Below are 23,836 nucleotides of genomic sequence, written 5' to 3' on the forward strand. Positions count from 1 at the left end.
AACACACGCAACGTAAGACACAACAAACCGCGCGCTAGCGAGGGTTGTGGCTTACGTGTGTGCCCGCGGAAAGCATCCGCCGTAGCGGACATCAACGATATAGCAAAAAAAGTGTTAGATTGATGGCAGTCAATCTAACACTTTTTCTCTTTTTCTGTTGAACATCTACTTTTTAAGGGTTTGTTGACCATAGACCTGCGTGTTTTAAAACAACACGCGGATGTAATTTTAATTGGGCTACCATTAAGTCTGCTAAATCTTCTGCCTGCATAACTTTTTCAGGATTGCCATCAGTTAGTTGTAATTCTACTGCCATATCAGTTGCAACAGTACTTGGTGTTAACGTTACAACACGAATATTATGTTTTCGAACTTCTAACATTAATGATTCACTCATGCCAATAACAGCCGCTTTCGATGCACTATATGCACTCGTAATCGGGGCACCTTTTTGACCTGCCGTAGATGAAATATTAATAATATCCCCTGACTCACGTTCAATCATTTCTGGTAGGACGGCACGTGTTGTGTAATAAACACCTTTGACATTTACATCTACAATATTCGTCCAATCTTCAGGTGAAAGTTCTAAAAACTTACCGAATTTCGAAATCCCCGCATTATTTACTAAAATATCGATTGGTCCTAACTCAGCTCGAATACTTTCTACAGCTGTTGTGATGGATTGCAAATTTGCTACATCAGCTGTAGCAATCGCGACTTTTACATCATATGCCTTTAGTTGATTTGCAACTTGTTGTAAATTCTCTAATGTACGACCCACTAGCCCAACGTTGATGCCCTCTTTTGCAAAGGCGATGGCTGTTGCACGGCCAATACCACGACCGGCTCCAGTAATTAAAGCCGTTTTACCAGTAATAGTTTGCATATATCTTGCTCCCTTATGAATAATGATAGATAAAATCTATGTTTTTTAGCATACCTATTCGCCAATCAAAAGTACATTCAGAAGACTTACTTATTCCATCCTTTTTCCTTAAAGCGTGCAATAGCCTCAATACGGTTCCCGACATGGAGCTTCTCTAATATCGTTGAAATATAATTGCGCACAGTCCCTGCCGATAAAAATAACTCCGCTGCAATTTCTTTTGTTGTTTTACCTTCTGCTACAAGTGTTAACACCTGACTTTCACGCTCAGTTAGTGGATTTTCACTATCGTCCTCGTAAACAAAATCAACAAGTTCAGGTGCGTAAATTCGTTTACCATCTACGATTGTCCGAATAGCACTCACCAATTCTTCGATAGGACTATCTTTTAATAAGTAACCTCGGACACCTGCTTTTCTTGCTCGTTCGAAGTAACCAGGTCTAGCAAATGTAGTTAATATAATTACTTTACATTCTGAGCTCTGCAATTCTTCAGCCGCATCAAGTCCAGTTTTCACTGGCATTTCAATATCCATAATACAAATATCAGGCTGATGCTCTTCTACAAGCGCCAATGCTTCCTCACCATTTTTTGCTAACCCGACGACCTCCATATCTTCCTCCATACTAAGTAAGGAACGAAGTGCGCCTAATAGCATCCCCTGATCTTCAGCAATTACAATTCGTATCAAGCCATAACCCTCTTTCTATAGGTTCTTCAGATTTTCTTTAACTTTTTGATGTGTAATAGTCACCGGTATAGATACCGTTAAAGTAGTACCATTTTCACTTTCTATTTTAAATGAACCATTTATAAACTCTAAGCGTTCATGCATTCCTTTTAAGCCATTACCTGACTTCAATGCTTGTTTTTTCGTAATACCCTGCCCGTTGTCACGAACAACTAAGTGTACTTCTTTAAAATTTTGATGGAAGGCAATTTCACATTTAGATGCTCCGCTATGCTTTACAATGTTCGTTACCGCTTCCTTTAAACACATCGATAAAACATTCTCCACGAGAGGTGGAACTTGCAATGATTCCTTATCCCCCTCAAAAACAAATTCCATCTCTGCCGCTTTTAAAATTTGAGAAATACGCATAAGCTCGTCTTCAAATCTAGTTGTCCGCATATCTGACACCAATTCTCGTACCTCTTTTAAGGCAATACTAGCTGTTTGACGAATATCCTTAATTTCAATTAAAGCTTGCTGTGGATCACGAGCAATCAGTCTCGAGGCTAAGTCGCTTTTTAAACCAATCATTGACAGCTTTTGACCAAGCGTATCATGTAAATCACGTGCAATACGTTGTCGTTCCTCAAAGACAATTAATTCAGCTATTCGTTCATTTGCAGTTTCTAGTTGACCTTCTAAATTTTCACGCTTATTTTTCGAATAAATCGTTAACGGTAGAAGTACTACTGCCAATATCGTTAGTACGACAAAAGGTAGCTGTGATAAAAATAATTGTAGTTCTACAAAGAAGCCAACTCCTGTAGAAATCACTGTAAAACCGATATGGAGCCCATACATTATGTAAAAGCCAACAGGTCTACGGATATTGCCTATGAAAAAGGCCGTAAAAATCGATAAATACACATAACCATACAATATAGTTAAAATAATATTAATGACCATTTCAAAGCTAATCCACATATACACAAGTCCGTTTTTAGAGTTCACAGAAAATCGATAAAAAATAAAATAGAGCATTAAAAAAGTTATCCCAATTGATATTTCAATGTACGATGATTTTCTGAATATAAAGAAAAACGGTAGAAAACAAAAAATAACCCATAAATAAACACTGAGCATAGGACTATTCGGAATGATACTATGCCATTTCTTCATCATAATCTCACGCTCTTTCCTACTTTTCCCTACATTATAACAAGAAAAGAATATTTGCGCCTTCACTTGCTATCCTGTAACTTTCAAACGGACATATCCTTATTTATATAAAACAGCCATCCCAAAAGAGATGGCTGACTGTATTCTACTAAGCAGCAATACTGCCTTTCGCTTTTCGTTTTATAATTTCATTTACATCTTTAAAAGTTATAAATTTGCCAAGATCTTCATCGTATAATTTGTAGCGTAAAGATTCTAAGCTTGTACGCAATGTAATTGTAGTAGCAGAGTGCAATGGCGGCGTTTCATTATGTGCTTTTTCAAGATTATAGTTTGGTACACGCGGTGCTAAATGGTGCACGTGGTGGAAGCCGATATTGCCTGTTGCCCATTGTAATAGCTTCGGTAGTTTATAGTACGAACTGCCTTCAACAGCAGCTTTTACATAATCCCACTCTGAGTCGTGCTCGAAGTAAGAATCCTCGTACGTATGTTGAATATAAAATAACCAGATGCCAAGGGAACCAGCGACAAATAAAGTAACACCTTGAACTAATAAAAATGCTTGCCAACCCATAGCGTAAATAAGACCTACACAGATACCTAAAATAATAATATTTGTTACGTAAGTGTTCGTGCGTTCCTTTTGTTTCGCATCTTTTCGGTTAAAACGATTCAAAATTAACACCATGTATAACGGCCCTAAGCCGAACATTACAAGTGGATTACGATAAAAACGATACCATAAACGTTGACCTTTAGAACATTGTAAATATTCCTCTACTGTCATCATATCAATATCACCAATACCACGCTTATCTAAGTTCGAGCTCGTTGCGTGGTGGATTGTATGCTCACGCTTCCATTTTTCATATGGGAACGATGTAATTACCCCAGTTACTAAGCCAACCCAGTCGTTTGCTTTTTTACTTTTGAAAAATGAACCGTGGGTACAATCATGGAAAATGATAAATGTTCTAACGACAAATCCAGCAGAAATAATACTTAAACCAGCAGTTAACCATGGCGAAACATCCACTAACATATAACCAGCAATCCATAGGACAATTAACGGAACAATTGTATTGACCATTTGAAAAATACTTTTACCTGTATCTGATTTCGCAAATGGCGCTACATCTTGGCGCAATTTCTTCGTTTTTTCTTTATTTGTTGCCATTCCCTTTTCCCTCGTTTCCTTTTGCTTATGACCTCATCATAAAACAAGAGTATAACTAGCAACAGACGCAAACATCATGAAAAGCGCATGACATTTGTCATACGCATCAACGATAGCCAAGTAAGATTTTTTCTCCCCACTACGCATACGTTTTTCACACTACTTTTGTGGTCCCGGTAAATGTAGTTGATAGAATACTAAATCCAGCCATTCGTCAAATTTATAACCAGCATTTTTAATTGTTCCTACATATTCAAAGCCTAGCTTCTCATGCGCCTTTATGCTTCCAATATTTTCTCCGTCAATACCAGCAACTAACGTTTTAACACCTTGCTCCTGTGCAAGCTTAATCAACTGATGTATTAACTTCGTTGCAATGCCTTTCTTATAATGGTCCTTGTGCACATATACCGAATGCTCCATCGTATACTTATAACCGGGATAAGGACGGAACTGACTGTAATTTGCAAAACCTGCGACTACACCGTTTTCTACATAGACTAGCAACGGATTACCAGCTGCTTTTTGCTCTTGGAACCATTGTTTCTTTTCTTCTAACGATTGTATTTCATACCTATACACTGCTTTACTCGTTAATATAATGTCATTATAAATAACTAAAACCTCTGGTAAATCTTTTTCTTCCATAAATCGAATCATCCTATTCACGTCCTCACCGTAAAAGAAATAGACCCCACCGATAACGGCAGGGTTGTACCTAGTGCAACTATTTAATTTGCCTCGCCACAAAGGGCATATTGCGCATTGATTGGTCATACGATCACTCCATATCAATATCCGCAACAACCCCTTGTAGACGTAGACGTTCACTTTATTAGGTTGGCAATAAAACCTTCTTCTCCATAAAGATAAACCTTTTTAATCTATATTACACGTTAAAATATCTTGCATCTGGATGTGCAAAAACAATCGCAGATACGGATGCTTCTGGCTCCATCATAAAGCCTTCTGTTAAATGAACCCCAATGTCTTCCGGCTTTAATAAGCCAAATAATTTCTCTTGGTCTTCCAAGTTCGGGCAGGCAGGATAGCCAAATGAGAAACGTTGCCCTTGGTATTTCGCCGCAAAACGATCGCGCATTGTGAAATCTGTGTTATCAGGGAAGCCCCATTGGTCACGAATTTCTTGATGCATACGCTCTGCAAAGCCTTCTGCAAGCTCAAGAGCTGTTGATTGAAGGGCATGGCTTTCAAGGAATTTCCCTTCCTCTTTTAACTGACGAGCTGTCGCCATAACACCTTGACCAGCAGTTACAACCATCAGTGCAATATAATCCATCTCTCCGCTATCTACTGTTTTTAAGAAATCAGCTAAACACATAAACGGTTCAACCTGCTGACGCGGGAAGGTAAAACGCTCAATTTCCGTTTTACTATCTGCTGGATCATAAACGACAACATCATCTCCATCTGCTTGCGCTGGGAAGAACTGATACAAGCCTGAAGGTTTTAATAGGTCACTTTGTAAATAACCATCAACTAGTTGTTTTAGTTCTGTTGCCCGTTCATCTCCTGCATCAAGCAATTGCTGAACTTGTCCTTTCAGCCCTAAGTGGTGACCAATCAATGTTCGCATATTCACATATGGATATAAATGTGACACGGAATAATCCTTTTTCACATGACGACGAACATCCGCAGGCAGGAACACAGTCGCATCTTTTACTGTACGTACAGGCTTCACAGTAATTTCTTTCGCAGGTCGCGCTGCACGTTTCTCATCAGCCTCTAATCGTTTTTGACGTGAGTCTGCTATTTCAGCTAAAAAGTTTTCTCGCGTCTCTGTACCCATTAAACGATTTACTTGCTCTAGCCCCTGCATCGCATCTTTTGAGTAAATAACAGGGCCTTCATATTCGTTTGCAATTTTCGTTTCAGTAAAGCGACGAGACAACGCTGCACCCCCTACTAATATAGGTACATTAATACCTGCTGCTTTAAAGTCCTGTGCAGTGATAACCATCTGCTGAGCAGATTTAACAAGTAAGCCCGACAGACCGATAAAATCAGGATTTTCCTTGCGAATAGCCTCGATTAACTGTGATGGCGTTACTTTAATGCCTAAATCAACCACTTTATAGCCGTTATTACTTAAAATAATATCTACGAGGTTTTTACCAATATCATGCACATCGCCTTTTACAGTGGCAAGCACCATTTTACCTTTACCGGAGCTGTCCTCATTTTTCTCCATAAATTGCTCAAGATGCGCTACAGCCGCCTTCATAACACCTGCTGATTGTAATACTTCCGCTACAATAAGCTGATTATCATTGAATAAGCGACCAACCTCAGCCATCCCTTCCATCAGTGGTCCATTAATAATATCAAGCGGTGCGTCAAAAATTTCACGAGCGGCATCAAGATCTTCAATAAGCCCTTCTTTAGTACCTTCTAAAATATAATAAGCTAAGCGTCCTTCCACTGTTTTCGGAATATCTGCTTCAGTTTTCTCTTTCTTTTTATCACGATAAAAATCAGTAAATACCGCTAATGTTTCATCATTTGTATTGAATAATAGGTCATTTGCAAGCTTAATTTCCTCTTCAGGAATTGATGCATAACGCTCTAACTTCTCTGTGTTGACAATCGCGTAATCCAAGCCTGCCTGTGTACAGTGATATAAATAGACAGCATTCAATACTTCACGGCCAACTGGTGGTAAGCCGAAGGAAATATTACTTACTCCGAGAACCGTTAACGTGCGAGGCAGTTTTTCTTTAATAAGACGAATGCCCTCGATTGTTTCAAGTGCTGAACCAATATATTGTTCATCCCCTGTACCAACTGGGAACATTAGCGGGTCAAAAATAATATCCTCTGGTGCTAAGCCCCATTTCTCAGTTAATAATTGATAAGAACGCTCGGCAATTTCTAGTTTACGATGGCGATCTACTGCCATCCCTTGCTCATCAATCGTACCGACAACTAAAGAGCCACCATATTTTTTCACTAATGGCATTACGGCGTCAAAACGTTCTTCCCCATCCTCTAGATTAATAGAATTGATAATGGCTTTACCTTGTGAAAATTTCAGCGCTTCCTCAATTACTTTCTCATCTGTAGAATCAATGACAAGCGGTACTTTTACTTTTTTAACCACTTCCTGCATAAAGCCACGCATATCCTCTAATTCATCACGATCCGGGTTCGCTAAGCAAATATCTATAACATGTGCCCCATTTTTCACTTGTGCACGTGCGATTTCTGCTGCTTCCTCATATTTACCGTCAATGATTAAATTTTTGAATTTTCGGGAGCCAATAACATTCGTTCGCTCCCCAATAAATAGCGGACGCATCGAATCATCGTATACTAAAGGTTCAATACCAGATACAACATGACCATGTGTACTTTCCGGTAATTGACGCGGCTTTTCATCCTTCAGCACCTTTCGGATTGCCGCAATATGTGCTGGTGTTGTTCCACAACAGCCGCCAACAATATTAAGCCAGCCTTTTTCAGCAAAACCTTTTAATTTTTGAGATAAAGATTCTGGAGATTCATGATAACAACCTTCCTCATCTGGCAAACCAGCATTTGGATAACAGCTAATATAGCCGGTAGAAAGCTCCGCTAACGAACGAATATGATCTGTCATAAACTCTGGACCTGTCGCACAGTTTAAGCCGACAGATAATGGCTTAATGTGCTCAATTGATATGTAAAAGGCATCAATCGTTTGCCCTGCTAGCGTTGTGCCCATTGGCTCAATCGTGCCTGAAATCATAACAGGTAGTTCTTTTCCAGTTTCCTCAAACGCACGTGACACCCCCAGTGTCCCCGCTTTTACATTTAGCATATCCTGACTTGTTTCAAGAAGCAGTACGTCTGAGCCTGCTTCGATTAGTGCCTTTGCCTGTACATAAAAGTTTTCTTCAAGTTCATCAAAGGTAATACCGCCAGTTACTGATAATGTTTTTGTCGTTGGACCCATTGCTCCCGCAACAAAACGGGGCCACTCAGGAGTAGAAAACTCATCAACTACTTTGCGCGCAATTTCTACTGCGCGTTTATTAATTTCTTCTGCCTTAGACCCAAGGTTATATTCATTTAATACGAGAGGCGTACCTCCAAACGTATTTGTACAAATAATATCCGCACCAGCCTCTAAATATTTACGGTGAACCTTGTCAAGCACATCAGGTCTAGTTAATACAAGATTCTCGTTACAACCATCAAGCTCCTCGCCACCAAAATCATCTGCTGATAAGTTTTCATTTTGAAGCATTGTACCCATTGCGCCATCCAGAATTAATATTCGTTTCTCTAGTTGCTCTTCAATCAAGTGCTTAACCATCTATACTTACCCCTTTTTTCTGTTCATCCATTTGCTCAATAAATTTCATTAACTCTAGCGTCATATCATAGCGTAAAAACGGTGTAATTAAGTAAATACCATTAAAATACTCTGCAGCTACTTCTACTAACTCTTTAGCAATTGCAATCCCTTCTAATGTTGAACGTTCCTTATCTTCACCACATGCCTTCATGCGTGACAGTGCATCGTCAGATAGTTTGATACCTGGTACTTCATGGTGTAAAAACTCAGCGCTCTTATAGCTCGTTACTGGCATAATACCAATATAAATTGGTGCATCTAAATGCTTGGTTGCCTCATAAATTTCAATGATTTTTTCTTTCGTATACACTGGTTGAGAAATAAAGTAATCTGCACCATGCTCTATTTTTTTCTCTAGTCGAGCTACTGCTCGGTCTAGTACACGTACGTTTGGGTTAAATGCTGCCGCTACAGAGAAGTTTGCCTTTTTACGAAGTGGCTTTCCGGAAAATGAAATACCGTCATTCAACTGTTTAATCAGCTGGATTAGCTCCATAGAAGATACATCATAAACGCTTGTGGCACCCGGGAAGTCACCTACCTTAGTCGGATCTCCAGTAACCGCTAAAATATCATGAATGCCTAATGCATTTAAGCCCATCAAATGTGACTGTAATCCAATTAAATTACGGTCACGGCACGTTATATGCGTTAACGGTCGGACAGCGTGCGTCTCCTTCAATAACGCACCCATTGCCACATTACTAATGCGGGGCGATGCGAGTGAATTATCTGCCATCATCACTACATCAGCGCCTGCTTCATATAATTTTTTCGCACCTTGAATAAAGCCGTCAATTTCTAAATGCCTCGGTGTGTCTAACTCCACGATAACCGAACGCTCGCGCTTTACCTTCTCATGCAGGGGCTCATACGTCGCAGGCTCTGCTTCACGTACAACCTGTACTTTTTCAGGCTTAGCTAACTTTTCTTCAATAGGTGTTAACTCTTCTAAATATTTTTTTGCTGCAGCTATGTGCTTTGGTGTTGTACCACAGCAACCACCGATTAAACGAACACCTTGGTCAACCAGTGCAACTGCGGCACGACCAAAATAATCTGCTTCTGACTCATATACGACACGCCCATCCTCTAAATCTAGCAATGATGCATTTGGATAGGCAGACATAAATGCTTTTTCAGGAAGCTCAACTCCTTCAAATGCTTGAATTGTATGATGCGGTCCTAAACGACAATTTACGCCTACTACATCTGCACCAAGAGCCTCTAGCTCGTGCAATGCTTGATTTAATGCCATTCCATTTTGTAACACGCCTGGTTCATGCATCGACACCTGCGCAATAATTGGTAGCTTTGTTTTGGCACGTAACATTTTCAATGTTGCACTTAACTCTTCGAAATCATAATACGTTTCAAGTAAAAGGCCATCTGGATTGCCTGCAAGTAACACATTTGCTTGCTCTTCAACTGTCGATAAAATTTCCTCTAACGTTGCATCACTTTTACGAATACCACGGATGCCCCCTATTGTGCCCAACACAAATTGTCCGCCATCTGCTGCGGCACGTTTCGCAATCGTGATTGCCGCTTCATTGAACTGCTGAACTCGCGATTCTAAACCGTAGCGTGCTAATTTAATTGCATTAGCACCGTAAGTATTTGTCTGAATCACATCTGCACCAGCAGCAATATATTCTTTATGGATTTTTTCAATTAACTTCGGTCTCTGTACATTCATTTCTTCATGGCAGTACTCCAAGCCGTAGCCATATAATACAGTACCAATAGCACCATCTGCAGTTAACACATGTGTTTTTAACTTTTCTAGCAATCCCATAAAACGTAACCCTCACTTTCTTTGTTTCCAAAAATATAAAAAGCCTTCTTTTACAAAAAAAGAAGGCTTTAACGAATCGTAATTGTTTTTCCTTCTCATCTTCGACCAAAAAGGTCTTCTGGATTTAGCACCTGACATAAGTTGGTTGCTGAAGCTTCATAGGGCCAGTCCCTCGGCTTCTCTCGATAAGAATGTAGTATGAATTTTTCAAATAATTAAAAGAATCATATCGTTTACAGGCGATAGAGTCAAGACTATTTCACTTAACAAAGGAGATTTCTCCAGAAAAATATCAAATTTCCGCATTTATTTTACGGTTATACTAGTTTTTCTGCAAGCTCTTCGCCTATTTTTTTGCCATTTTGAATACAAGCACCAATGCCTACTCCGAAATAAGAACAGCCTGCAATCGATAAATTTGGATACCTTTCTGCAAGCTCAGCTGTTAAGCCCTTCAATGCCTCATGATGCGCTAAATCGTATTTTGGCATTTGGTCAATCCATTTCGCAACATTAACTACAGTTGGCTTTCCATCAATTCCTAAACTTTTCTTTATATCGTCTAATGCAACAGCAGCTAGTTCTTCATCTGTCATCTTACGTAATTTTTCATACGCAGGATTGATGCTCTTGTAAAAGAGTCGTACAAGCAATTTACTATTAGCAGATGTATGCTTCCATTTTCGACTTGTCCAAGTTGCCGCATTGCATTGGACATTTGAATTATGTGACACAATAAAGCCCGTTCCATCTGCTGGTAGCACTGCATCCGGTACATCAAAACCTAGGTAAATTGTTATGGCAGAAGCTGTAGTAAATTCCTTAAAATAATGATCTAACGATGGGTCCTGTAATAAGCTTTGCACCGCTTCATTGGGCAATGCTAGAACAACGTGATTAGCCTCAAGCTTTCTACTATTTGCTAATGTAATTGTATATTGCCCTTCATGTTTCTTTACATTTGTTGTTGCTACGCCTTTAATAATTTCTACTTCTGTTAACGTTTCTTCAAGGCGATCAATTAGTGTTGATAAGCCTTTTTTAAACGAAATAAACTTTTTATTGGAAGCTTTCATAAATTGTTCGCGATTTGCATCAAACCCTTTGATGATGCTACCGTATTCATTTTTATAATCGATTAAGTACGGCAATGTTGAAGCAATCGAAAGTTGATGTAGGTCACCAGAATATACTCCTGCTAATACTGGCGCTATTTGATTTTGCACAAGTTCTTCACCCAAGTAATACGTTAAAAACTCCCCTATTGAGCTTTCTTTAGTAAATCCTTTATTCGGCATCTTTAAGTCCTGTAATGCGATTTGCTTACCAGCTTCTGATACAAGCGTACTTGCTTCCAGAGATGCTAAACTCATAGGAATACCGAATGTTGAATCAGCAGGTATTGCATGTAATTCGTCGTTTGTATAGATATAAGATACTCCTGTTTCGTTGTACACTAGCTCCTGTTCAAAATTAAGCTCCTGTACTAGCTCCATGACACCTTTATGACGAGCCACAATTGAATCAGCGCCCGTTTCCATTATAAAACCATGGTCATATGCGGAATGTAGCTTTCCACCTAAGTATGCATTTTTTTCAACAAGTACTAGGTTTACATCTATTTTTTTCTCCAATACTTGACGTTGTAGATAATGCATCGTACATAAACCTGTTATCCCGCCGCCCAATACAACTATTGTTTCCATGAAGAATCGCCCCTAATTTCTTTATTTATCTCCTATTAGTATAAACTGTTTTTGCAAACATTTACGTTCAACCCATTACAAATTTAGCAAAAATGAAACAATCAAAAATAAATAGATGAATACTGCCGTTGATTGCGCTACGGGTAAATTGTTTGAGTGCCTGGCACCCTTAATAAAAATCCACTTTGTTTTCCGTAAAGGAGGGCAAGAGCACAAAGACGATAAAGCTCCTATCCTACCTGCGGAAAGCAAAGCGGATTGTAAATTAATTTTTATTTAGAGGACATTTAAGCCCCATTTTATGAAATCATTAAATTAGTTTAAGTTTTGGGCAACATTTGCTAATTTATCTGCTGAATTTGTGACTTCATTAAATGCAAGACCAAGCTCATTAAGAATCTGAGCCACAGCGAGCACTTCTTTTTCCATGCGATCATTTTGACACTTAGCTTGTGTCATAGCATCTAAAATTTTGTTAAATTGCCCCTCAGTTTGAGCCATGTTTTCCTCACCTGACGCAACTTCTTCCTGAATATGACTAAGCGTGTGGGCAAGCTTATCCGTTCGCTCCGTCGTTTTTTCTAATAATTTAGCTACAGATGTGACAGATTCCTTCGTTTGACTAGATAATTTACGAACTTCATCCGCTACTACACTAAAGCCTTTCCCCGCTTCTCCAGCACGAGCTGCTTCAATAGCTGCATTTAAAGCTAATAAATTTGTTTGATTTGCAATGTTCGTCACAACATTCATAATCGCTTCCATTTCCTTAGACATTTCTGTCAATTGCTTAATATTGTCTGTAATATCATCTACTGATTGAATAATGTTACACATATTTTTTGATTGATGTTGTAGACGTTCCCGACCTTCAATCGCCTGACTTTCAGCTAGCGTACTGACCTGTAATGATCTTTTCGCCAATTCCTTAATCTCATGTGATTGATTATTTAATTGATGGAATGAGGCATTTGTTTCTTGAGAAATTGCAGCAAGCCCCTCTGAAGATTCCACGATTTTTCTCTCAACTGCCTCTTTCTCCCGTTCTACATTTGCCTTTAGTCGTTCGACTGTACTTTCAAAAGCCTCTAATACAAGCTGCTGCTCAAAATTAGAAATTTTAGAGATTGCACGAATCGTATTAAATTGGTCCATAGGGTGTTCTACATGTTTTTCTACCAAGTCAATAAATGAAATGGCTAAATCTTGGAAAGCACAAATATACCATTGTGTTCTAAGGCCGATATGTACATGTACTTTTGCGATACTTACTCGTCTTTTATAAAACTCTTCATCTATTGTACCGTTAAACATTTCAATAATATGCCGACGCAATGTGACCTTCAACTTATCTACAGAACTATGTTTATTAATAATATCTACTAAACTTTGCTCAGTTCCAATCATTCCATAGAATCGGTCAACAATTTGATTTATGTTGTCCTCAACAAATGGTTTAAAAGCCTTTAAATATTGTAAATCTAGTTTGGTCAAATTTAACATTTCAATCTGCTTCACCAAAGTTCGTGAGTTCGGAACATCCATTGTCACTGAATATTGTTGTAAATCTAATGCCATTGTCTTTTTCTGTTTTTGAAAAATCACACTTTTCCCTCTTTCATATACGTGTTCTTTTGAAGAGCTGAGCATAATCTATTTCCGTTTACCCAAATATATTTATAAATATACGAAAAAATACCACGTCCGCTAATAAATTAACAAGAAAATAATATAACAAAATAACATCATAATAATCAGTAATTCATTAATTTCACATTTTAAAATTACTCATTTACAATATACACTTTAAATATAATTGTCAATTTATTTTAACCTATTTTTTTCCATTTACCACTATAATATTTAATAATAAACAAAAAAGTTATCCATCATGGAAATGTGATAAAATTACTAATTCAACATTTTTCGTTAGCTATTTCTACGGTCTTTTTACTATTTAAAAAATATTGTTTGAATTACTACAAGCATAATTAAGTATCAGTAATTTCACTATCTATCATTTATTCATTTCAACGAGGTCAATTAACCTAAAATCACATCCGAAAATGGTTCAAAAAGACCATCATAAAGATTGTTGATAAATAGTTTTAAATAACCACTCTAATCATTGACCAATTATGCAAACATTTAATCCATTGCTTCCTTATTTCTTTGTAATATCGTATAAGCACTATTTTCTTTATAACAACAAAAAACCCGTAATGGCTAGTTTATAGCTATCCATTACGGGTAATTCCAGTATAACTACCGTCGCGCTTTACAAATTATCTAACTCCTCAAGTAATTGAGATGCTTCTTCAATTCCTGCTTCTGCAGCAAGTCCATACCATTTCTTTGCCTCTTTAATATTTCGTGGTATACCTTCACCTTTATTGTAAATGTGGCCGAGTTGTAATTTTGCTTCAGGATCTCCTTGAAGTGCCGCTTGCTTGAACCAATGAATACCTTTTTCAATATTACGGATTCCCGTTAACCCCTTGCTCCAAATAAAACCCAAATCATAAAATGCATCTACATGATATTGTTCAGCAGCTCTTTCAAACCAATATAAACCTCGATTTACATCACGCGTTTGCCCTAAATGACCTTCTAAATAGATTCCACCAAGCCTGTATTCCGCTTCAACATAGCCTGCCTCAGCCGCTTTTTTATAGAAGTTAAATGCCTGCTGCTCATCTATTGCAATCCCTAGTCCTTGCTCATGCATAATACCTAATGTAAACATTGCCTCAGCCACACCTTGTGTTGCGGCAACATCAAACCATTTCTTAGCAAGTACCATATTTTCTGGTACACTTTCCCCATTAAAATACATATCAGCTAAGTTATTGGCTGCATCTGCATGCCCCTGATTTGCAGCAGCTTCATACAATTGGAACGCCCGATCATAATTCTCGTCTACACCAATACCCTCAAAATAATAATTACCAAGTGCATATTGAGCATTTGCACTACCTTGTTTTGCTGCTAGTTCAAACCATTTTATCGATTTTTCGGGTTGGAATGGTGTTTCATCGTTTGTACTATAATATTCTCCTAGCTCAAGCTGGGCATCTGCATCTTGTTCTTCAATTGCTGCTTTGTATAAATCAATGATTTCTTCATGATCTAAATCTTCTTCTTCAAATAGTTCGACCGCTTCGTCCTGTTTCATAACATACCATTCCAGTATATCGAGAACATCATCCACAACTTCTGTTGTATAAGCTAACTTCTCTAAGGAAGTAATTTGCCATATTAAAATATAAATAGGGAGTGGTATTGCCTCACGCAATAAGTCATCGTATTCTGCTAACAGTGTTAAAACATTATCTTGTACTGTTTGTGTTTGCTCAGGATGTACAATTTGCAAGTGACGTTGTTGTTTTTTTCTTAACAACCCTTGAATAACTTGATACAGCATTTTTTGCAAGGTCGTCAGTTGTACTTCATCCAAAATGAGTAAAGATAAATTTTGTGCAAACCATGTATTCTGTATATGTGTTAGCTGTTGTAAGGACTCCGTTCGTTCCTTATTTTGCTTTGCTAAAAATTGCCCATACATTTGTTTTCCCCCCTTGCACACTATGTAAAAAAACCGCCTTGCTACTATTATATGGAAGGCAGTTCAAGAATGGTTACACATATGCTCTTAACATGAGTCCTATTAATAATGTAATGATGAAAAAGACCGTTACATGTACCCATTTATACATTTCTAATAAACCGATAAATTCCCGAGTAAAAGCGTTAGGTATATAATACAACGCTGTTTTAGAACCTACACCTTGTGCATCTAGCTTTGCCCTTCTTGCATAAATACTTGCGCGAAATACGTGGAAGTTATTCGTAACAAAAAGGGATCGATATTTCCTTCCTTGCGCATGCGCATCCATAGTTGCTTTTGAGAAAGCCATATTCTGTTCTGTATTTGTTGATCTATCTTCCAACAATATTTTGCGATGCGGTATTTGGTATTCATCTATTATATATGTTTCCATCGCAAACGCTTCTGAAACTTTCTCATCACTACCACGCCCACCTGAGACGATAATAAAGGGACGTTCCCCATATTTTTTATATTGCTTAACAGCTTCATCTAAACGACTTGCTAGCAGAGGGGGAACTTTGTCACCGATAAGGCCAGATCCGAGCACAATAATATAACGAGGCTCGTATGTTATTGGTGTAAAATGATAAATAATCGCGTAGACCATTACACTTGTATATAAAAATACTGTATAAGCAAAAATCAAAAAAGCATAAAAGAAAAGAATATGCCATAATCCATTTTCGATATTTGAAAAAAATACGAAGACATATCCAATCATCATTAATAAGAAAGCTGATCCGAAAACAGCTAATAATAAATTTCGAATTCTTCGTCCTTCTTTTTCAAGTAGGATTTTGCTATTGAAAAACATCGCGATGGATAATAACAACATTATACTCGGGATAATACCAAACAACGTCATTATGCCCATCTTGGACACAATCCCTTGTTCGTTAATGAATAATTCATAACGTGTTGTTATTCCTACAAATAAATTCAAGCCAATTAATCCTAAAACTACAGCATTAAAGAATCGCCTTTTTTCCGTAATATATAGCATTAAAAATACTGAAATCAATAATGTCATTGTTGGTAGCATTACAATTACCCCTTTCCTTCCTTTCTATTCCCCATTCAGCAGTATACTGACACTACTTGTTCATATATTGCAAATTTCCTAAATTACAGGTAGTGAATATTTTATTTTTCACTATAGTTCATGTAAAATTACTATTAAGAACTAGTTTATGACAAAATATAAAATTATATTGGAGGAATGTAAGTAATGAAAAAAATTATTGCTGCTCTTTTCGCAGCGACACTTATGTTTGCGTCAGTTGGTGCAACATTATTAATATCGGACACACCGACTGCTGAAGCGAAATCTTATAAGTCAGGTAAAAAAGGCTTCTCAAACAATAACAATAGTTCAAATATCCAAAAATCTCAGGATAAATCTAAAGACCAAAATAATGCTACAACAAATAAAAATAATACTACGTCTACAAACAAAACAGATACTACTGCGAAAAAAGGTGGCTTTTTCTCTGGTGGCCTAATGAAAGGCTTAATGCTAGGTGGTTTAGCAGGTCTATTATTCGGTAGTCTATTTAGTGGTCTAGGAATGCTTGGTAATATTTTAGGCTTATTAATTAACGTTGCTGCAATTGTTGTTATTGTGATGCTTGTCGTTAAAATTATCAATATGTTTAAAGATAAAAAACGTAAAGAACAGGAAGCTACACAATGGCACAAATAATTAACGAGCAAGATATTATCAATGCGATTTGCCTATCACAGGCCTATCATAAAAATCTTCGCCCAGAAGATGTACTTGTTGAGTTAACTTATGAAGATGAAACAGGCTTCGGCGCAGAAGTTGAAACAAATGGTCAAATGGAAGTTTTAAATACCGCTGCTATGATTGGCGCTTTACGTGTATGGATAAAAGACGTTCTACACCAAGACCCTTACTCAACAGGTATTGAACTAATATTAGATGATGAAGAAGGCATTATTGCCAAATTATCATAGTTCTTAACAAAAAGAATAGCCGTTCAATAAATCTTACAGTCGATTTATTGAACGGCTTTTTTGTAGGATTCATGGCCGTTAATCTCAACTATATGGGCAACATTACATTGCCCTCTCTAACTCTTACTGTTGATTATTTCAATAACTCACTAAAGTTAACAAAGATTTTAGCTGCATGACTACGCTTTGTTGGCGCCTCTGGAGAAAATCTCCCCTCACTCCCTATTACAATACCAAGCTCATATAACATTGTTATAGCATTTTTCGTTTCTTCATTATAGCTATCTATATCTGTAAAAGGTGTATTATTTTTCGCAACATATGGTTGATCGAGTTGCTTATTATATGCGCGGTTAATCATTAATGCTAATTGCGCGCGTGTAATTGGCTGACTCGGATTAAACTTGCCATCAGACCCTTTAATAAGCCCATGTGCGTAAGCTGCTGCAATTTCTGCTTGTGTTTCTGCATCGTAGCTTGCAATATCTGTGAATGGAGCTTTGTCTTTCGTTGTTAAACCTAAACTTCTAACGAGCATTGCCGCTGCTTGGGCACGTGTTATATTTTGTTCAGGTCTAAATGTTCCATCCGCATAACCCTTCAAAATGCCTGTTTCAGCTGCTTTTTGAATAAACTCCGTTGCCCAATGATTTTTTATATCTAGAAATTGTACTTTACTACCTGTTGTAAATGTTGCGGTTGGACTTTGAACACTTTCATTACCAGCCGCATCTAACGCTTTTATAGCAACTGTATAAGCAGTATTTTCTGTTAACCTATCGAGTGTTATTGTCATTTGATCAGCGTTAACTGTAGAGTAGAGCTTATTATTTACATAAACATTGTATTTCGTAACACCCTCATTATCTGTTGCTGCTTGCCAATTGACCTTTGCCGCTGTACTACTTTCAACATTAACTTGGATTGCAGAAGAGGCATCCCATATTGGGCTTGCTTTAATAATTGGTAAAAATGCTTGATTTGCTACAGCTAGATAGCCGGCTTCACTTAAATGAATGTTTTCTGGATTTGGTAAATAAGTTGGCACATCTTTAGCCACAACATCGAAAGTCGGCACAAATGTTGCACCTGCTTTTTCTGCAATTGTTTTAATAGAAGCATTCATAACACCTAATAGCATTTTAAATTGTGTCTGCAACTCTTCGCTATAATATGGGAAAGAATTATAATAGCCCATAACATAAATTTGCACTTGCGGATTCAGCTTTTTAATTTCCGCTAAAATGGCGGCTATATTACTTATCGCTTCTTGCGATGCTTTTAAAATGGCCCCAGTATCTATACCAGTTGTTGTCGCTTCTTTCAAAATAGGCAATAAATCATTCGCACCAGCAGTTAACGTAACCAGCTCCGCTTCCTGAATCGAAGCTCTAAGCTTTGCACGATCATTTGTATAACCAAACCCAGTCACAGGTTTTTCTACGTCACCTTGTAAGTCTGCCAACACATTTTTCGTTGTATAGCCTGAATAGGCAAAGCCTTTATTATACGATGTTAACAAACCCGCTTGTTGCAATGCCTGTGCAACAAAATCTGTATAACCAAGACCAATGGCCCCAACCTCATTCATGCCATGTGCCAATGAATCACCTAGCGCCACATAATCAGCTTGTACAACCCAGCTTGGCGCAATGTCATCTTGCTTATTTTCTGCATTTGCTCCTACAGGGACTATTAACTGTAAAGCTAGTACACTAGCAGCTAAAAAACGAAATTTCTTTGAAAATTGCATATTCCCACTCCTCCTGCACATCTAATAATTTCTAGTTTACTAGATTGAGGATAAAAATGGGAACATTAATAGTAAATACCTGAAATCGCCCTATATTCACCTAACGATTTACCCTATTCAGACTGGACCTTTCCGTAGACGCCTCCTCCACCAACTGCAATATTTAATTGTCCTGTTCTAGCTAAATCAATCATCTTTGCTATTTTAAGTGGCACAATTTCCGTAAGCTGCTCGGTTGTAATACGATGTAAAATTGTCATTTCAGTTCCAAATGCATGAAGTAATCTTTCCATCATTTTCGGACCTAAACCTGGTATAAAATCAAGTGGTACTTGATGAATATACGGTGGTCTCTCACGTTCAGCACTATTCAGATCAGATAGTTCCATAATTCGAGTCGCAACGCCTTTCACGATTTGTGAACTTCCACACGACCTGCAATTCGTGTCCCCATCGTTTAACTGCTCACCACATTTAGCGCATACTGTTTGATGGTATTTGCCAAGCAATGGGTTTAACCCATAATTAGCTATTACGGCTCGCCCTTCCTGTTCATGGAGTGCCATCTTTAATTCGTGAAAATTAGCTGCCTTTAATCGTAGCTTTTGATATTCACGTGCAATTTTGCCAAGCGAATGGGCATCAGAATTAGTAACAAATGTATACGGCTGGATTTCCCGTATATTTTTTACCATATTGGTATCAGAGCTTAAACCAAGTTCTATAGCATCTATAAGCTGTGGATCAAACACTTCAGTTAAACTATAGTGAACGCCTCTTCCAAATAAACTTTTAAATGGCGTAAAAACATGCGCTGGAATAAAAAGGCCACCTAATTCTCGAACTTTTTGTTGTAGCGCTTGTCCATCACAATAAATACGCTGTGAACTTAAATGAATGTTTTTCATAAAGCCTCTCATCCAATTCGAAAAATCCTCCATCACTGCTATAGTAGGAAAATACGCTAGCACATGAATTGGACCATGACAGTTGCTATCATAAATCTCAATTTCCGAGCCTGGAATAAGCGTAGTTTCTTGAAACCGAAGGCCCCCTTCCGATAACTCTTCTAGTTCACCTCGTTTTAGCATCATCTCCATTTCAGCAAGTACTTCTGGAGAATGACAATCAATTATACCGATTATATCAAGCCCTTTTTTTGCACTAGCCATCTCTAAAATTCGCGATAATGTTAAAGTTTTACTTCCCGTAATCTTAACTGCTCGCCCACTCATTGTTCGTCCAATGTGAATATGTAAATCCGTATAATAGTCCTGAAACATATATACAGCTCCTTTTTGTTCGATTATAAAATGAAAAAACCTTACATTGCTGCAAGGCGTTTTCATTATTTAAGATGGATGGTTTTGATTTGTACTATTATCAGCGTCGTATGAACCTGAACCTTGATTTGGCGTTGCCGCTGCATCATAAGCAACTAAAGTAACACCGATTTTCTTTTCTAGCTCATTAATTTTTTCAAGCTGTGTGTGATCTAATTGTGCAAATTTAATCTCTTCCATATTCGTCACGCATCCTTTCAAAAGTAACGTTCCCCGAATATCTCACAACTATACAAAAATTAAATCGCAAAAATCTTCTGAATTGTTTTGGTGACTGGCACTTATGTAGTTTTTGTGAATTGCTCAGATACATATGTTAAATACGGTTTGCCTGTCAGTGGATGTGTTTGAATATCGGCGTAAACTCCAAAAACATCACGAAGCAGTTTAGGCGTTAACACTTCTTCTGGTGTGCCGTAATGAACAATACTACCTTGTTGTAAAACATAAATTTGATCACAGTACATTGCGGCCATATTCAAATCATGTAAGGCAGCGACAACAGTCAAATGCAATGTTTGAATTAAGTCCATTAATTGTAATTGATGCTGAATGTCTAAATGATTAGTAGGCTCATCTAAAATAAGCACTTGCGCCTGTTGTGCTAGTGCACGTGCAACCATCACTCTCTTTTTTTCTCCTCCAGAAAGGGAACTAAAGCTACGCGTTTCTAAATGTGCAATACCCGTTTGAGATAATGCCTCTTTCACTATTTCAAAGTCTTCCTTATCGTCCATTTCAAAAAGCTTCTTATGTGGTGTTCTTCCCATGCTCACCAAATCTTTCACTTTAAAATCGAATAACACAGGTGTATCCTGACTAACTACGGCTAAATTTTTTGCAATCGCTCTACTTGATTGCTTAAAAATATCTTCCTCATTCAATAATACAGTTCCACTTTCGGGCTTTAATAACCGATACATATTTTTCAATAGTGTCGATTTTCCACTACCATTAGGACCAATTAAACCGACAAATTGCTTTTCCTTTATTTGCATGCTTACTTCTTTTAATATGCGCTGATCATGAATGGAGAATGATACATGCTTCGCCTCTAATGTCATAGCCTTTAATCTCCTTCACCAAATGAATAATTATTACGGCGTAGTAGCCAAATGAAAAATGGTCCGCCACAAAAGGCAGTAATGATTCCAATTGGCATTTCTTCTGGAGCTATTATCACGCGGGCAATCGCATCTGCCCAAACTAAGAAAATCCCTCCTAATAATGCGCTAATAGGGATAACATATTTATAATTAGACCCCACTATTAATCGTACGATATGTGGAATAATTAAACCAACAAACCCAATGGAGCCACTTACTGCAACGAGCACACCTGTTAGTAATGATACGAGTAGTATCAATTGAATTCGAAATTGTTGAAGATTAACACCTAATGTGACCGCCGCTTCTTCACCAAGTAGTAATAAATTTAAATTTCGATAATGTAGCCATAACAAACCAAAAACGATGAAAAAGATAATAGCTGGAATGAATAAATTACTCCACTTTGCGCCAGCAAGACTTCCAAGCATCCAATACATAACGGCTTTTATACCGCCCTCTTCCTTAGACATCATTAACATAAAATTTGAAGTAGCAGATAATATAAACGATACAGCCATTCCTGCTAGCAGCAAACGGAAAATAGAAATACGTCCCCCTACACGTGACAAGAAAAATACCAGCACAATTGCTATAAAGGAGCCTAGAAAAGCAGCTACTGAAAGGGCGTAAATGCCTAAAAATGAAAAAGCACCTAAAATGATGACAGCGGTGGCGCCAACTGTCGCACCTGAAGAAATACCTAAAATATATGGATCTGCAATAGAATTTCGGACAAGTGCTTGCACAGCTGCTCCAGCAATAGCTAAGCCTGCTCCTACAATAGCTGCAAGCAGGACACGTGGGACACGTATTTGCCATATAATAATTTCCTGTGAGCGGCTCCAATCAGGCTCTATCGTATTTGAGAAAATAGGAATTTTCGAGAAAATAACCTTCCAAACATGTAGCGGTGTAATTGACACTGAGCCAATCATAATAGCAACCGTCATTGAAGCAATCAGTACTAAAAGAAGGGTCAATGAAAATAACATAAATTTTTTATTCATTTGCTTATTAACTCCTTATCAATCTTGATAAATACGAAGCAATAAAAAAGGGTATTCTACGCATGAATGCATAGAAATACCCTAGGTTAAACAAAGTTGGAGAAGTATCCATCAATTGTCCGTAATTGCTTGCATCCTCGTGGGCATTACAGGTATGAACTAATTGGCAGGTCTCCTGGCTTCGATTCAACGTTACTATGATTGGCCTTCCCATTTTAAAAACAGTGGCTACTACATCATAGAACTCCTCGTTACAGTTGCGGGACAGCGTCGGACTTACACCGACTTCCCTTTTAAGCGGCACTCATTAACAAGCGTCACACCATTAGTTTCTGAAATTTTAAAATTATGACGATTCTATCATACATAATTATCGTAGTCTATAGCTCCTTTCATATAGGAATCAAGCTTTCCTCTTTTCAACTTCATACAAATGGATTTTTGTACAAAACCTAATCCATAATTTCTGCACATTTACTTGTTACATTAAAAATAATAAATAGTAAGGAGGAAATTCATATGGTATTAAATAGAAAATGGTTCTTAGGTTTAATGGCATCATTGGCTTTACTAATATTATCAGCTTGCTCTGAAGATGCAGCAAAGTCGGAGCCTACTAATAGTGAAGCAATAGATCATAGTACGGAAGCAGACCATGGTGAAGAGATGAATCATTCAAGTTCAGGTGAAGTTCCATCCACTTTAAAAACTGCTGAAAACCCTAAATTCCCTGTGGGCAGTACTGCTATGATTAAGGATGGACATATGTCAGGAATGAAAGGAGCCGAAGCAACGATTGTTGGGGCCTATGATACAACTGCCTATATTATTTCCTATGAACCGACTACTGGTGGAAAGAAAATAGAAAATCATAAATGGGTAATACATGAGGAATTAATAGATCCAGGTGCTGCCCCGCTAGCTCCGGGCACTGAAGTCAAAACAACTGCAACGCATATGAAGGGCATGGAAAACGCGACGGTTCGCATTGATGAAGCAGTACAAACAACCGTTTATATGATTGATTTCCCTTTAACAACTACTGGGGAAGAAATGAAAAATCATAAATGGGTTACAGATAGTGAACTAACGTCAAAATAAAAATGAAACACCCTCTGCCATCAGAGGGTGTCAGCTTGTCGACAAAAGGGACTAAGAATAAAAATCTTAATCCCTTTTGTTATTTTTATTGTAAAAAATGGGTTCTTACTTTCGTCTTGCCATACTTTTCGAGCATCCCCTCTCTAT

Annotated in this window: 19 protein-coding genes and 2 riboswitches; of the genes, 3 read left to right on the plus strand and 16 right to left on the minus strand. The window is 37.7% G+C overall.

Annotated elements, in window-relative coordinates; translation table 11 throughout:
• Positions 1–172: 172 nt before the first annotated feature.
• The 11 genes from ACQKNX_RS25025 to ACQKNX_RS25075 form a co-directional block, all read right to left on the minus strand.
• A complete protein-coding gene (locus ACQKNX_RS25025) occupies positions 173–889 on the minus strand; it encodes a 3-ketoacyl-ACP reductase (RefSeq protein ID WP_427431254.1) in 717 nt (238 codons plus the stop codon).
• An 86-nt stretch (positions 890–975) separates the two neighbouring features.
• Complete coding sequence (locus tag ACQKNX_RS25030) at positions 976–1,581, minus strand: response regulator (RefSeq protein WP_427431255.1); 606 nt, start codon at positions 1,579–1,581, stop codon at positions 976–978.
• A gap of 15 nt (positions 1,582–1,596) precedes the next feature.
• Positions 1,597–2,742, minus strand: coding sequence for a sensor histidine kinase (locus tag ACQKNX_RS25035; RefSeq protein ID WP_427431271.1), 1,146 nt, complete (start codon positions 2,740–2,742; stop codon positions 1,597–1,599).
• Positions 2,743–2,890: 148 nt separating this feature from the next.
• Complete coding sequence (locus tag ACQKNX_RS25040) at positions 2,891–3,922, minus strand: fatty acid desaturase (protein WP_427431256.1); 1,032 nt, start codon at positions 3,920–3,922, stop codon at positions 2,891–2,893.
• A gap of 159 nt (positions 3,923–4,081) precedes the next feature.
• Positions 4,082–4,582, minus strand: coding sequence for an N-acetyltransferase family protein (locus ACQKNX_RS25045; RefSeq protein ID WP_427431257.1), 501 nt, complete (start codon positions 4,580–4,582; stop codon positions 4,082–4,084).
• 229 nt (positions 4,583–4,811) lie between these two features.
• Positions 4,812–8,243, minus strand: coding sequence for a methionine synthase (gene metH / locus ACQKNX_RS25050; RefSeq protein WP_427431258.1), 3,432 nt, complete (start codon positions 8,241–8,243; stop codon positions 4,812–4,814).
• Positions 8,236–10,083: a bifunctional homocysteine S-methyltransferase/methylenetetrahydrofolate reductase gene (locus ACQKNX_RS25055; RefSeq protein ID WP_427431259.1), complete on the minus strand. Its 1,848-nt coding sequence runs from the start codon at positions 10,081–10,083 to the stop codon at positions 8,236–8,238. The genes metH and ACQKNX_RS25055 overlap by 8 nt, the downstream gene beginning before the upstream one ends.
• A gap of 92 nt (positions 10,084–10,175) precedes the next feature.
• Positions 10,176–10,275, minus strand: a riboswitch (SAM riboswitch).
• A gap of 125 nt (positions 10,276–10,400) precedes the next feature.
• Positions 10,401–11,789 (minus strand): protoporphyrinogen oxidase, encoded by a 1,389-nt coding sequence (locus tag ACQKNX_RS25060; RefSeq protein WP_427431260.1) that lies wholly within the window; start codon positions 11,787–11,789, stop codon positions 10,401–10,403.
• A 315-nt stretch (positions 11,790–12,104) separates the two neighbouring features.
• Complete coding sequence (locus ACQKNX_RS25065) at positions 12,105–13,394, minus strand: protoglobin domain-containing protein (protein WP_427431261.1); 1,290 nt, start codon at positions 13,392–13,394, stop codon at positions 12,105–12,107.
• A 673-nt stretch (positions 13,395–14,067) separates the two neighbouring features.
• Positions 14,068–15,354: an SEL1-like repeat protein gene (locus ACQKNX_RS25070; protein WP_427431262.1), complete on the minus strand. Its 1,287-nt coding sequence runs from the start codon at positions 15,352–15,354 to the stop codon at positions 14,068–14,070.
• Between the two features lie 73 nt (positions 15,355–15,427).
• Positions 15,428–16,441: a YdcF family protein gene (locus tag ACQKNX_RS25075; RefSeq protein ID WP_427431263.1), complete on the minus strand. Its 1,014-nt coding sequence runs from the start codon at positions 16,439–16,441 to the stop codon at positions 15,428–15,430.
• 186 nt (positions 16,442–16,627) lie between these two features.
• Between ACQKNX_RS25075 and ACQKNX_RS25080 the strand changes: the two genes are divergently transcribed.
• Together ACQKNX_RS25080 and ACQKNX_RS25085 are read left to right on the plus strand one after the other, a co-directional pair.
• Positions 16,628–17,101 (plus strand): hypothetical protein, encoded by a 474-nt coding sequence (locus ACQKNX_RS25080; RefSeq protein WP_340822152.1) that lies wholly within the window; start codon positions 16,628–16,630, stop codon positions 17,099–17,101.
• Positions 17,089–17,376, plus strand: coding sequence for a DUF2653 family protein (locus ACQKNX_RS25085; RefSeq protein WP_427431264.1), 288 nt, complete (start codon positions 17,089–17,091; stop codon positions 17,374–17,376). The genes ACQKNX_RS25080 and ACQKNX_RS25085 overlap by 13 nt, the downstream gene beginning before the upstream one ends.
• Before the next feature lie 133 nt (positions 17,377–17,509).
• Here the strand turns inward: ACQKNX_RS25085 and ACQKNX_RS25090 are convergent, their stop codons facing one another.
• The 5 genes from ACQKNX_RS25090 to ACQKNX_RS25110 all read right to left on the minus strand — a co-directional run bounded on the left by ACQKNX_RS25090 (position 17,510) and on the right by ACQKNX_RS25110 (position 22,588).
• Positions 17,510–19,129 (minus strand): S-layer homology domain-containing protein, encoded by a 1,620-nt coding sequence (locus ACQKNX_RS25090; RefSeq protein ID WP_427431265.1) that lies wholly within the window; start codon positions 19,127–19,129, stop codon positions 17,510–17,512.
• Positions 19,130–19,242: 113 nt separating this feature from the next.
• Positions 19,243–20,412, minus strand: a complete 1,170-nt coding sequence (locus tag ACQKNX_RS25095) for an endonuclease Q family protein (RefSeq protein ID WP_427431266.1) — start codon at positions 20,410–20,412, stop codon at positions 19,243–19,245.
• Between the two features lie 69 nt (positions 20,413–20,481).
• Entirely contained in the window at positions 20,482–20,652 is a 171-nt protein-coding gene (locus ACQKNX_RS25100) for a hypothetical protein (protein ID WP_427431267.1), read from the minus strand.
• A 101-nt stretch (positions 20,653–20,753) separates the two neighbouring features.
• On the minus strand, positions 20,754–21,536 hold the full coding sequence (locus tag ACQKNX_RS25105; protein ID WP_427431268.1) for a heme ABC transporter ATP-binding protein: 783 nt from the start codon (positions 21,534–21,536) through the stop codon (positions 20,754–20,756).
• Positions 21,537–21,541: 5 nt separating this feature from the next.
• Positions 21,542–22,588, minus strand: coding sequence for a FecCD family ABC transporter permease (locus ACQKNX_RS25110; protein WP_427431269.1), 1,047 nt, complete (start codon positions 22,586–22,588; stop codon positions 21,542–21,544).
• A gap of 148 nt (positions 22,589–22,736) precedes the next feature.
• Positions 22,737–22,930: riboswitch (cobalamin riboswitch) on the minus strand.
• A 177-nt stretch (positions 22,931–23,107) separates the two neighbouring features.
• Here ACQKNX_RS25110 and ACQKNX_RS25115 point away from each other — a divergent pair.
• Positions 23,108–23,689 carry a YdhK family protein gene (locus ACQKNX_RS25115; protein WP_427431270.1) on the plus strand — a complete coding sequence of 194 codons (582 nt, stop codon included), beginning with the start codon at positions 23,108–23,110 and terminating at the stop codon, positions 23,687–23,689.
• Positions 23,690–23,836: the final 147 nt, after the last annotated feature.

It is taken from the genome of Lysinibacillus sp. NPDC093712 (assembly GCF_050280025.1).
GTDB lineage: Bacteria > Bacillota > Bacilli > Bacillales_A > Planococcaceae > Lysinibacillus.